The 12,097-nt window shown below is 69.9% G+C and carries 9 protein-coding genes and 3 pseudogenes; 7 read left to right on the forward strand and 5 right to left on the reverse strand.

Features of this window, described 5'->3' with window-relative positions:
• Nucleotides 1-98: 98 nt before the first annotated feature.
• The gene (locus ABD858_RS00340) at nt 99-422 is read right to left on the reverse strand and encodes a molybdopterin-dependent oxidoreductase (protein WP_425586124.1); all 324 of its coding nucleotides are present in this window, start codon (nt 420-422) and stop codon (nt 99-101) included.
• A 215-nt stretch (nt 423-637) separates the two neighbouring features.
• Here ABD858_RS00340 and ABD858_RS00345 point away from each other — a divergent pair, with 215 nt between their 5' ends.
• A complete protein-coding gene (locus ABD858_RS00345) occupies nt 638-880 on the forward strand; it encodes a chaplin (protein ID WP_345033660.1) in 243 nt (80 codons plus the stop codon).
• 164 nt (nt 881-1,044) lie between these two features.
• Nucleotides 1,045-1,343, forward strand: a pseudogene (locus ABD858_RS36640) (SpoIIE family protein phosphatase); the annotation flags it as partial.
• Between the two features lie 392 nt (nt 1,344-1,735).
• On the opposite strand, the gene ABD858_RS00350 reads toward ABD858_RS36640, so the two are convergent.
• Nucleotides 1,736-2,638, reverse strand: coding sequence for a LysR family transcriptional regulator (locus tag ABD858_RS00350; RefSeq protein WP_345033661.1), 903 nt, complete (start codon nt 2,636-2,638; stop codon nt 1,736-1,738).
• Nucleotides 2,639-2,866: 228 nt separating this feature from the next.
• Here ABD858_RS00350 and ABD858_RS00355 point away from each other — a divergent pair, with 228 nt between their 5' ends.
• Nucleotides 2,867-4,951: a SpoIIE family protein phosphatase gene (locus ABD858_RS00355; protein WP_345033662.1), complete on the forward strand. Its 2,085-nt coding sequence runs from the start codon at nt 2,867-2,869 to the stop codon at nt 4,949-4,951.
• Here ABD858_RS00355 and ABD858_RS00360 read toward each other — a convergent pair.
• Nucleotides 4,926-5,588, reverse strand: a complete 663-nt coding sequence (locus tag ABD858_RS00360; protein ID WP_345033663.1) for a phosphoribosyltransferase — start codon at nt 5,586-5,588, stop codon at nt 4,926-4,928. The genes ABD858_RS00355 and ABD858_RS00360 overlap by 26 nt on opposite strands.
• An 83-nt stretch (nt 5,589-5,671) precedes the next feature.
• On the opposite strand from ABD858_RS00360, the gene ABD858_RS00365 reads away from it, so the two are divergent.
• Complete coding sequence (locus ABD858_RS00365) at nt 5,672-6,205, forward strand: GNAT family N-acetyltransferase (RefSeq protein WP_345033664.1); 534 nt, start codon at nt 5,672-5,674, stop codon at nt 6,203-6,205.
• Nucleotides 6,206-6,232: 27 nt separating this feature from the next.
• Here ABD858_RS00365 and ABD858_RS00370 read toward each other — a convergent pair whose 3' ends face one another.
• Nucleotides 6,233-7,945, reverse strand: a complete 1,713-nt coding sequence (locus ABD858_RS00370) for a hydrogenase maturation protein (protein WP_345033666.1) — start codon at nt 7,943-7,945, stop codon at nt 6,233-6,235.
• 557 nt (nt 7,946-8,502) lie between these two features.
• Here ABD858_RS00370 and ABD858_RS00375 point away from each other — a divergent pair.
• Both ABD858_RS00375 and ABD858_RS00380 read left to right on the forward strand, forming a co-directional pair.
• Nucleotides 8,503-8,652, forward strand: a pseudogene (locus tag ABD858_RS00375) (CGNR zinc finger domain-containing protein); the annotation flags it as partial.
• 42 nt (nt 8,653-8,694) lie between these two features.
• A complete protein-coding gene (locus ABD858_RS00380; protein WP_345033668.1) occupies nt 8,695-8,895 on the forward strand; it encodes a DUF5988 family protein in 201 nt (66 codons plus the stop codon).
• A gap of 143 nt (nt 8,896-9,038) precedes the next feature.
• On the opposite strand, the gene ABD858_RS00385 is transcribed toward ABD858_RS00380, so the two are convergent.
• Nucleotides 9,039-11,261 carry a family 2 encapsulin nanocompartment cargo protein terpene cyclase gene (locus tag ABD858_RS00385; protein WP_345033669.1) on the reverse strand — a complete coding sequence of 741 codons (2,223 nt, stop codon included), beginning with the start codon at nt 11,259-11,261 and terminating at the stop codon, nt 9,039-9,041.
• A 247-nt stretch (nt 11,262-11,508) separates the two neighbouring features.
• On the opposite strand from ABD858_RS00385, the pseudogene ABD858_RS00390 reads away from it, so the two are divergent.
• A pseudogene (locus ABD858_RS00390) lies at nt 11,509-11,874 on the forward strand (transposase); the annotation flags it as partial.
• Nucleotides 11,875-12,097: the final 223 nt, after the last annotated feature.

Raw genomic sequence — 12,097 nt, forward strand, 5'->3', positions numbered from 1 at the left:
ATTGGATCGCGACCATGGCGGCGTCGTCGCCCAGGAAATGGCACCCCAGTCCACTAGGCCGTTCCGACGGCACCCGTCAGCCAGGGCCGGCTCACCTGTCAGGGGGTGAGCCGGGCTCGGCCGTTGCCCGCGCATTCCATCGTGACGCGGTGGATGGCGGCCGGGAGGGACCACAGCGTGGGCAGGTCGAGTGTCAGCGGGGTGCGGACCCGGCCGTGCACAGCCGGGCGCCACTCGTCGGCGGCGGGAATGTCGTAGTGGGTCAGGACGTAGTGCAGTCCGGGCGGGGTGAGGTCGTCGCGCAGGGCCTCCAGCGGGAGGGCATGGTTACGGGCCGCCAGGGCGAGCTCTTCCGGGCTGATACCCTCACCGGGTTCCGCGAGGCTCCCGGGAGTGCTGAAATCAGCGATGCGTCCGGCCATGAGCCCATGGTGCGCCGTTCCACGGACTCCGGCACGGCGGTTCGGACGGCCCGGTCCCCGACTCCCTGTCGCCGAAGGGCCCATCACATGGTCGTTTGTCCGCCACCCGGGTGGTCTCGCCCCGGATCAAGGGCCAGTCGGCCGAAGACGCGGTAACTCTCCGGAAGTCGCTGCCGCGAACGGTCGCGGCGGCATTCCGAAGGAGCAAAACGGTGATGAAGCTGAAGAAGGCCGCTGTCGTGCTGATTGCCGCCGGGGGCCTCATTGCCTTCGGCAGTGGTGTCGCGTCCGCGCAGGACGATCCGTACGCGGTGGGCATCACGGGGCCGTCGTCGGGCATCCTCACGGGGAACAACGTCCTGGTGCCGATCGGCCTGGACCTGAATGCCTGCGGCAACAGTATTAACGTCATCGGGCTGCTGAACCCGGCGTGGGGCAGCACCTGCTCGAACGGCTGAGCCGCGAGCGGCCGGGCCGTGGGCCCGCGGCCCGGCCGCCACTGTGCTGGTCCAGGATGCGCGTCGGCCAAGCCGAGGCGCGTCCTGACTGTGTGACCTGCCTGGCGGCGTGAGGGCCGCACCCTCATGGAGTGCGGTGCCGCTGGGTGGGGCCGGAGGCACAGGTGCGGGTCGACGGCAACGCCCGGGGTCCGGCGAGCTCGAGCTGGTGCGCCGAGGCCACGGCCGGGACGGCCACGGCACTCGGCGGATATTCCGGTGTCCTCTTTCTGTGCTCCGGAAGTCCCGGTCTGCTGAGGATGGCCGTCGTCGCCGGGCTGCCGTGCGCGCTTCTCGGTGCGTGGTGGGGCATGCATGTGAACCGCCCGTTCCCGGTGTCCGAGGCGTACCGGTCGGGGCGAGGCATCCACCTGGCGGACGCCGAGGAGACCATGCGCCGGTTCCGCAGCTCATGGCGGGCCTCTACGGTGTCGTCGCCGCTGCCACCGTGGGTCAACTCCGCAGTGCGGTGCGCGCCTTCGCCGTCTCCGGCAGGAGCCGAAGGAGGTGATGAGCGGCACCAACCGGCTGCTCATCGACCTCGATCCCGGGCAGTTCGCCGGCTGTTGCCATGTCCGGCTCGATCCGGCGGCCGGACGGCCGTACCGAGGTACTGGACCTGGCTGCCGGGCATCGATGCCGAGACACGTACCCGGTCACCGAACTGAGCGGCTCGCCGTGTCTTCGCGGACGCCACAGCTTCCTCCCCGGCCGGTATCGCCGACCGGCTGATCCAGGGCAGGCGCGGCAGGCCACGGACCGCGCCGACGACATCGCGCCGCTGTTCACCGCCCGCCGGGCCGGACAACCTGCGGATCAACCTGCCCGGTTCGCGGCCACCGCCCTGAGCGAGTCGAGCACCAGGGCGGTGGCGGGTATGCGCAGATGCTCACGCAACACGTAGGCCGAGACCTTGCGGAGGGTGAGCGGCTCGACGACCCGGCCGGTCACCTTGCTGTGGCACAGGAACGACAGCACCAGCGCCGGCATCATGGCGATGCCCACGCCGGCCGCGACCAGGCTCTGCACCACCAGGTTGTCATCGGTGCTGAACGCGATGTCGGGGGTGAAGCCCCGCTCCGCGCAGGCATGAAGGAAGTTGGCCCGGCACCGGGGGCAGCCGACGATCCACCGCTCGTGCGTCAGGTCGGCCAGCTGCACCGCCCGCCGTCTGGCCAGCGGGTGCCCAGTGGGCAGCAGCACCGTCAGCCGGTCCTCCAGCAGGGGGATCTCGGCCAGTTCCTCCGGGACGTCGACATGCAGACCGGGGTAGCTGAACGCCAGCGTGATGTCGGCCTCACCACGGGGAAGCAGGCCCAGGGACTCGGGGGGTTCGCCCTCCAGCAGGTCCACTCTGATCCCCGGGTGGTCCGCCGCCAGCCGGGCCATCGCATCGGGAATGACGGTGGCGGCCGCACTCGGGAAGGCGCACACCCGCACCCGTCCCGCGCGCAGCCTGGCTATCGCGTCGATCTGCTGCCGCGCGGCCGAGAGGCTGTCCAGGATCGCCCCGGCATGCCGGGTCAGCGCCTCACCGGCCTCGGTGAGCCTGATTCCGCGCCCGACCCTGGTGAAGAGTGGCGTGCCGGCGTCCCGTTCGAGGGCCTTCATCTGCTGGCTGACCGCCGGCTGTGTGTATCCGAGTGAGCGAGCCGCCGCGGAATACGACCCGGTCTTGACCACTTCGTGGAAGGTCTTCAACTGCCGGGAATCGAACACGACAAGAATGATAGGCGGACCGGGGCGAGCCCAGGATGGAGAGGTGTGTGCTCGTTCCGCCGGTGGTGACGGCCGGGGGACGCCGGGCACCGAGCGGGAGCGGCGACGCGCACCATGAAACATCCGCTGGTTCCCCGTGGCCCCGGTGGGGCTGCGGGGGCAGTGGATGTCGAGAGACTATGGACACGGCGAGCGAGCGCCGCAACGGCACGGAAGGGAGTGCCGCAGATGGCTGGCACGGATGCGTTCCGGGCCGATCTCGGCCCGGCCGGTTACGTGGAGGCGGGTCCGTCGCCACCGGGCGGGCTCTTGGACACGCTGTGTGTCGCCGCCGTCGTCTTCGACGCGGACGGGCGGATCGTGCTGTGGAGCCCGCAGGCCGAGGAACTGCTGGGATACACGGCCGAGGAGGCGCTCGGCCGGTTCGCGGCGCACCTGCTCGTGGCCGAGGAGCACGTCGATCTCGTGCTCCAGCTGTTCGCCCGGGTGATGGCCGGGGGCGAGAGCTGGACGGGGGTCTTCCCTGTCCGGCACAAGCAGGGGGGCACACGTCTGTTGGAGTTCCGCAACATGCGGCTGCTGGACGACCGCGGCCACCCCTACGCGCTGGGGCTCGCCACGGATCAGGCCGCGGTGCGGAAGGTCGAACGGGACCTGGCGCTGTCGGTGCAGCTGGTGGAGCAGTCCCCTATCGGGCTGGCGGTGATGGACTCCGATCTGCGGTACGTATCGGTCAACGCGGCACTGGAACGGATCACCGGCCTGCCCGCGGAGAAGTATCTGGGCAGACGTGTACGGGAAACGCTGCCCTTCCTGGACGCCGACGGCGTCGAGGCCTCGATGCGCCACGTCCTGGCGACCGGGATTCCGCTGCTGGACCACTACACCGTCGGACGGATACCGAAGGATCCGGACACCGAACACGCCTGGTCGGTGTCCCTCTACCGGCTCGAGGACGTCAGCGGCCGGATTCTGGGGGTGGCCGCCTCGGTGGTGGATGTCACCGACCGGGACCGCTCGGCCACCGAGGCGGAACGGGCCCGGCACCGGCTCGCCGTGGTCGCCGACGCCTCCGTGCGTATCGGCACCACGCTGGACCTGGAGCGGACCGCGCGTGAGCTGGCCGACATCGCCGTGCCCGAGCTGGCCGACGTGGCGGCGGTCGATGTCCTGGACTCCATCCTGGAGGGGCGCCGCTCCTCGTCCTCCGCCACTGGAGAGGCGCTGTTCCGCGCTCTCGCGGTCACCGCCGCCTATCGCACCGTGGCCGTGGAAGCCGCCGATCCACCCGGTGAACTGGCGCGCTATGACGCCGACCGGCTGGTCACCCAGTGCGTCAGCACCGGCCGGCCCGTCATGCTGCCCACCTTCGCCGAGGGCGATCTGTCCCGTATTGCCCGCGACCCCGGCGCCGCCGAGCTTCTGGCGCGGGCGGGGGTCCACTCGTACCTGGCGGTGCCGCTGATCGCCCGCGGCGAGGTACTGGGAGCGCTCGATCTGAAGCGGGCCCGCAATCCGCTGCCGTTCACCGAGGACGACAACCTGCTGGCCAGTGAGCTGGCTGCCCGAGCCGCGGTGTGCATCGACAACGCCCGCCTGTACCAGCAGCAGCGCAATACCGCGCTCGCGCTCCAGCGCAGCCTGCTGCCCCAGCGTCCGCCGCACCTGGTCGGTCTGGAAGTCGCCTCCCGCTACCAGCCCGCCGGCAGCGTGAGCGAGATCGGTGGCGACTGGTTCGACATCATCCCCCTCGCGGAGGACAGGACAGCCCTGGTCGTGGGCGACGTGATGGGCAGTGGCATCAACGCCGCCGCGGCCATGGGGCGGCTGCGCACCGCGACCCAGACCCTGGCCGACTTGAACCTCGACCCCGCTCATGTGCTGCAGCACCTCGACAAGATCACCAGTGAGCTGGAGTCATACATCGCGACCTGTCTCTACGCTCTGTACGACCCTCGCGACTCACGGTGCCACATCTCCTGCGCCGGCCATCTGCCGCCGGCACTGGTACGGCCCGGCCGTACGCCCACGCTGCTCGACCTGCCCACGGGCGCTCCGCTGGGCGTCGGCAGCGTCCCCTTCCGCACCACGACGATCGAGCTCGGCCTCGGGGACGAACTCGTCCTCTACACCGACGGCCTGGTCGAAACCCGCGACCAGGACATCGACACCCGGCTGCGGGTCTTGCTCGCACTCCTCGATGTGCCGCACCGCACTCTCGAGGACACCTGCGAGCGGCTTCTGCACAATCTGCGGCACCCCGGCGACCATGACGATGTCGCCCTGCTCATCGCCCGTGTCGTCCCCCACTGAATTCGTCGAGGAGTCGGAGCACGTCCCGGTCGGAGAGCTGCTCGAAGTCCGCGTACCACTGCCCCACCGCATGGAAGTAGGGCGGCTGGTACAGGCAGACGACGACGTCGGCCTCCGACTGCAGCCTGTCGACGGCACGGCGGCTGCCCACCGGCACAGCCAGGACCAGCCGCGCCGGGTGCTGCCGGCGCAGATGACGCAGGGCGGCACGGGCGGTGATGCCCGTGGCGAGTCCGTCGTCGATCAGGACGACCGTGCGGTCGCGCAGGTCCGCGGCCGGGTGACCGCCGCGGTAGAGGTCCTCGCGCCGCCGCAGTTCGGTGCGCTCTCGCACCACGTCGACCGACAGCCGCTCCTCTGTGAGACCGAGCGCCGTCAGGGCGTCCTGGTCGAACACGGGCGCGTCGTCGCCGGCCATCGCGCCGATTCCGTACTCCGGTTGCCCCGGGGCGCCGATCTTGCGGGCGACCAGGATGTCGAGGGGTGCGCCCAGGGCCCGTGCGACGGCTGCCGCGACGGGGACGCCGCCCCGGGGCAGTGCGAGCACGATGATGTCGGTGAGGCCGGCCTCGGCCACCCATGCGGTGAGCCTGTCGGCGAGTTCCTGGCCCGCGTGCGCGCGATCCTCGTACTTCATGGCGTCCGTCCCTTCCCTGCCTCGGACATTACGCCCGGAAAATGAAGAGGCTCGCTGAGCAGCGGGTCGGTTACGGTGCCCGCATGGTGCGCGTTCGAGAGATGACAGAAGCCGACATCGAAGCCGTCTCCGCCGTACGGGTGAGGGGCTGGCAGTTCGCGTACGCGGGCATCGTCCCGCAGACGTATCTGGACGGCATGACCATCGAGGACGACGCCCGGGCGCGCAGGGCGCGGTTCACGGACTCGCACGAACGGGTACTGAACCTGGTGGCCGTCGACGGCGACGAAGGCGTCGTCGGCTGGGCCGCCCTGGGGCCCTACCGGGGCAATTCCGCGGAGCCGGATGCGGGCGAGCTGTACGCGATCTACCTCCGCCCGGATGTGATCGGCAGCGGCGCCGGTCGCACCCTGATCGAGGCCGTGCACGCGGAAGCCGTCAGCCGCCGGTTTCGCACGCTGCTGCTGTGGGTGCTGCGCGACAATGCGCGGGCCCGCCGCTTCTATGCGTCAGCGGGCTACGCGCCGGACGGCACCGTTCGAGGTGACCGGTACGAAGACGTGGAACTGCCCGCCCTGCGCTACCGGGTGAGCCTCGGTCAGGACGACCCGATCTGATCCAGCAGCGTGCCGGCGATCGTCGCGTCATCGTGGGGCGGTCGGCGAGGACGGCGCGGGAGGCACACTGGGCCCGGCGGCGGGCTGTTTGCGGATGAAGGCCGAACGCAGCCGGTGGTAGGGCTCGCCGGCCTCGTAGAAGTTGCGGCGCATCCGGGCCAGTTCGTCCGCCCGGTACCAGGCCAGCGGTTTGATCTCCTCCTGTGCCGCGCGCCGGCTCCGCTTGTCCCTCAGCCGCGCGGGCAGCCCGGGCAAGTCCGCGGCGGCCGCCGCGAGCTGCGCCACCTGTGCCTCGAACGCGCCGGGCGCCGCCGGTACGACCCTGTCGACCAGGCCCAGGTGACGGGCGTGGACCGCGCTCAGCGGCCGGGCTTCCTCGGTCAGGCGGCGGGCCTCGGCGGCGCCGACGCGCCGGGGCAGGGTGTACGTCCAGTACTCGGAGCCGTAGAGACCCATCCGTCGGTAATGGGGATTGAGTACGGCTCCCCGCCGGCACCACACCTCGTCGGCGGCGAGCGCGAGCATCACTCCGCCCGCTGCCGCGTTGCCGCCCACCGCGGCGACGGTGAGCCGGTCGGTGGTGTCCAGCACCGCCTGGACGAGGTCGTCCATGGCGTTGATGTTCTCCCAGGATTCCCGGGCGGGATCGGACGACGCCTCGATGACACCGAGATGGATACCGTTGGAGAAGAAGTCCCGGGCGCCGCCGAGGACGAGCACGTCGGTCGGACGCGAGACGGCGTGGTGGTAGGCGGCGAGCAGTCGCCTGCACTGTGCGGTGGACATGGCCCCGGCCGGGAAGGAGAAGCGCAGGAAGCCGACCCGGCCGCGCTCGCGGTAGCGGATGTCGGTCCAGGTCCTGCGGCCCTCGGGGAGGTCGAGGGGCGCCGGTATCCGCGGCAGCAGCCGGGCCCGGTCGCCGAGCGCGAGTGTGGCGGGCATCTTGAATGTCGCCGGACCGCCGGGGGTACGGCGCGGCCGCATCTGGGTGATCCACACCGCGCCGTCGACGGTGGCGCGGCACACGGCTCCGCCACGGCGCGCGACGATCCGGCCGGGACTGCCGCACAACTGGTCCTCGGTGTGGCCGCCGTAGAGGAAGTACTCACGGTTCCCCCACTCGTCGAGCACCCCGGGGAAGGAGTCCGCGGCACGCAATTTGCGGACGACGGTCTGCGTGGTGTCGCTGGTCCAGTCGATGCGCCTGCGGTCCTGGGTGAAGTACGGGCGGGGCTTCCCGAGGACATCGGGGCGGGCGTAGTCGAGCGGTTCGGGGACATACGTTCCGGAGGCGTACCGTGCCACGGCCAGATGCACCGCCTCGAGCGCGGCATCTGCGACCTCGTTGCGGTACAGATCGCTCTTGGCGGCCTCGGGGAGCTCGCAGGGCACCGACGCCCAGATGTCTCCGGCGTCCATCTCCTCCACGGCTTGGAGGACGGTGACGCCCCATCGGCGTTCTCCGCTGTCGATGGCCCAGTCCAGCGAGGACGGCCCCCGGTCCCCCATGGGGCCCGGATGGACGACGAGGCACAGCCGCTCGGCCCAGAGCTGTTTGGGTATCGCGGTCTTGAGCATCGGGGCCAGGACCAGATGAGGGTCCAACCGTCGTGCGGCGGCACACAATTCCTCGTCGGACACGGCCAGTTGGACGTGGACGCCATGCCCTTGGTCGCCGAGTTCCGCCTCGACGCGCTGGGTCAGACTGTTGTACGCGCTCGCAATTACCATGATCCGCATACGGCCCTCCGGCTGTCTGATGGTCGGACGTATGCCGCGGCGGCACCCCCGCCGGGCCCGATCCACTCCCCGGTGCGGCTTGTTTCTAGCGTCTTGGAGACTCGCGGTCCGGAAATTGCCGGTTCTGCGGATTTCCGGGCTCGGTTTTGGATATAGGCGAGCTGCCGCGGCTCTTGCCGCGAGTTCGGGGCCGCGCCCGACAGGTTCGGACTCCCAGGACCAGGTCAAGGTCCTGCCACGCCCTCGGGCCGGCATGCGCGGGCTGGGCTGCCGCATCCGTTCAGCACGCGACGGACGGACCGGGACAACACCAGTTGAAGCAGCGCTGCAAGCGCCTGGAGCGCGGCGATCGCCAGCAGCAAAAGCGACGGGACCAGGAGGCCGCGACGCCGGTGAGAGCCGCCCCGCAGGCGGCGGCCGAGATCTTCGGTCCCGCCCCGACGGTGAGGACCCGGGTTTGCCTGCCCAGAGGTGCGTGGTCGGCCCCGATGCGGAGCGTGGCGGTGAGCAGGGGCCCGTCGCACAGGCCCGCGGCGGTGAACAGCACCGCGGCACGTATCCCCTGGGGCGAGTGCGCCGCATCCGGTTGCTCCGCCCTCTATCTGGGCACCGGCCCCGGGGCGGCTCGTCGTTACTGCTCCGCCGCCTGCGCGTCGCGTACCCGGGTCGCGGCCCACCGAGGCCGCAGGAGAGCCCCCAACGGGTGAGCCCGGTTTCGCTCCCGCACGATGCGGTCAATGATGGGGACCATGAGCGCAAAGGCCGTACTCGAAGGCGGGCCGGACGACCTGCCCGAGCGCATTGTTCCGATCACCCCGCCGGGCAACGAGCTGAAGGTGCCGTTCAGGGGCGGATACGAGCACTTCAAGGCCACCCCCCGGCACGAGGACACGTCTGAGGGGCGGCTGCCGGTGTACGAATGGTGGGAGCGCACCGAGATCGCCGAGTAGTCCGGTACGAGCGCCCGGCACCCCCGGGCGCGTGCCGTGCACCGCTCCGTGACGATCACACCGACGCCCCGGCCGGCGGCTGACCGGGAGACGCAGGTCCGCGTCACCCGGTCGATTCAGCACGCGCCGGGGAACCGCGCCCGCTACGGAAGGACCCTCTTCATGATCCTGGCGGCGGACGTGCCCAGGCCGACAGGGCCGGCCAGGAGACGCTGGGCACCTGGGACGTTGCGCAGGAGATCCGACTCCGCGTAGCGCCGGGTGTTCTGATGCCAGGTCAGAATCCCGGCCAGCCAGTTCTCGAGTTCCTTCACATACCCGTCGAGGATCCGACGGGACTCGGCGTCGAGATCACGGTCGTCGTACAGCACGGGCAGCTCGTTCGCGACGATGTGCTGGAACTCCCGCATACGGGAGTTCATGAGGTCGTGGACGATCGCGAGGGCTGTCGGGTAGTCGCAGTCGAAGAAGTTCTGCACGACGAGGACGCTGTTGTGCACCTCGCCCTCGAACTCGATCTCCTTCTGGTAGGAGAAGACGTCGTTCAGCATGCAGGCGTAGTCGGCGGCGGAGTTCTCCAGGGAGCGCATCGGCCCGCTCTCGTGGACCTCCGGAGGGATCTTCCGGCCGTGCGAGAGGCGTGACAGCGCCATCGTCAGGTCGGAGCCGAAGGTCTGGCGGCGCATTTCGATGTAGTCGACCGGGTCGGGGATGCGGTTCTGCGCCTGGTTGGCCGCTTCCCACAGCCAGCTGCCGAGCATGTCGTCGACGGCGGCCCGGAAGGTGCGACGGGCGTCGGGATCCATGGGCGCCGCGGTACGTACCCACAGATCGGCCAGGCCCCGTTCCAGTGCGGTCACCGGCGTCGGCGTCTCGTCGGAATCGACCGGCATGAAAAGGGAGAGGCGGTCGTTGCAGGCCTTCGCGGCAGCCGTGTCGCGAGTGGCGCCGAAGACGGCCGGGTAGTAGTCATCCGCGTAGGTTCCCCAGGTCAACCACTGCGTGGCCAGGTCGAGGGCCTCGGGTGTGGCGTCCGGATGGAGGCCCGCGGCGCACAGCGCGAAGTCGAAGCCGGCGAGTTTGCGCTCGTCCCAGATGCGCGAGCCCGGGTCGCCGGGCTGTGGCGCCAGGAGCCCCATGCTGTGCGCCCATGCGACCATGTTGTCCCGTGCCGCGGCCAGGTGGGGACTGAGCGTGGTGGTGAAGGGCATGAGGAAGTCGGGGAGTTGCGAGGGGCCGACCCGCTGGAAGGGGACATGGCCGAGGCTGCGGAGCCTGGCGGCCGCGGGGCGTCCGAGGAATGACCCGATGTCCAGCGCGGAGGTGCCCGGCCCGGTCGGCAAATGGGGCAGGATGCGGCGTTCCCGGGACAGCGCGCCCTTGTTCATGTAACGGCTGGAGCGCATGTGCCACTCATGACCGCCGGACTGCCAGTCCTGGAGTCCCTTGACATATGCCGCGACGTCCGCGCACTCCTGCGGGTCCAGGCCGTGTTCGGCGCAGAGCGGCCCCAGTTCGGCGAGTGCGGTGTTCTCGAACTGCTGCAGCCGCGAGGTCAGCAGATCGTTCGCGGCGGCCGCGGCCTCCTGGGTGGTACAGCCCAGGAAGGTCTCCAGGACCAGTACGGCGTTGGAGAGTTCACCTTCCTCTTCGATCTCCCGCTGGTACGAGAAAAGGTCGTTGCGCACATGCACACCGTCGGAGAAGGTGTCCTTGAGCACGCGCAGCGGCCGCGATCCGGCGATCACCGCGGGGACCTCGGCGCCCGCCGCGTACTCGACGAGCCCCGCCGACCAGGGCGCCCCACCTACCTTGCGGCGCATTTCGATGTACTCGACGGGGTTGGGGATGCGGTGCGCGTGGATGTTGGAGAGTTCCCACAGGGACTCGTTGAGGAGATTTCTGGTGCTCTCGGCGAACCGGGCGCGCCAGTCCGTCGACATGTCGGGGACGGTACGCAGCCACAGGTCGGCGAGACCCGCCTCGACGGGGTTGGTGGGCTTCGGGATGCCTTCGCTCAGGTCCATCGGCATGAAGGCCGGGAGCCGGTCCAGATAGGCCTTCGCGCCCTCCCGGTCCTGGCTCCGTTTGAAGACTTCCAGGAAGTGGTCGTCGAAGAAGAAGACCCACACATACCAGTCGGTCACCAACGACAGCCGCTCGGCAGACGTGTCGGGGTGCGTGTAGGCGCACAGAAGGGCGTAGTCATGGGAGTCGAGGTCGCGCTCCTCCCAGACGCCTGAGCCCTCCAGCATGCCGAAGTCGCGCGCCCATTCCTTGGTGTGAGCGCGCGCCTCCTCCACGTGCGGATTCAGTCGTGCCGGGTACGGCATGTAGAAATCGGGCAGTTCAAAGGGCTGTGTCACGGCTCTCGGCTACCCGTGCCGGAGACCGGTTACCCGCTTCGCGTATTTTTCATATGAACGCGAGGATTACAGGCATTCCCTGCGCGAGTATGCCGAAACCGTCCCGGCCGAGCATGGCCGCGGCCGTGCTGGTGGCGGCCTTCAGGGCGCGCAGCGGGTGGTCCCGATGGCCACCATGCCCGTGAACTCGCGCCAGGCTGTGCGGAAAGGTTGCTGCAGTCGGTACCGAAGACGACCTGCACATCCGAAATCGATCCGCGCCGCCCGCCCCGACGGCGCCCCGGTCTACATCATTCTGGACAACCTCTCCGCCCACACCGGAGCGGACATCCGCCGCTGGGCGAAGAAGAACAAGGTCGAACTGTGTTTCACCCCGACCTACGCCTCCTGGGCCAACCCGATCGAGGCGCGCATCGGCCCGCTGCGGCAGTTCACCCTGGCCAACTCCCACCACCGCAGTCATCCCGCGCAGCCCCAGGCACTGCACCGCTACCTGCGCTGTCGAAACGCCAACGCTCGCCCCCCCGACGTGCTCGCCGCCCAACGCAAGGAACGCCCCCGCATCCGCAGCGAGAAGGGCATCCGCTGGGGCGGACGCCCTCTTGCAGCCTGACTGACCCGACCCTGTGTGGTCACTTGATTTCACCGTAACCGCTCAGCTGTTTGGACCTACTGCCGCGCGGTCTACCTGCTGCGACTCCATCGCCCTCCCCGGCACCAAGACGGCAAGGGTGCTGCGCGCTTCATGCCGCAGCGTGCGGCGTCGAGCAAAGGTCGCAGTCAGAGCGAGGAGAGAGACCGTGCCCCCGTAGAACACAGCAGCAATCGTGGAGAGG

Origin of the sequence: Streptomyces sannanensis, assembly GCF_039536205.1 — a bacterium.
In the GTDB taxonomy this organism is placed as follows: Bacteria; Actinomycetota; Actinomycetes; order Streptomycetales; family Streptomycetaceae; genus Streptomyces; species Streptomyces sannanensis.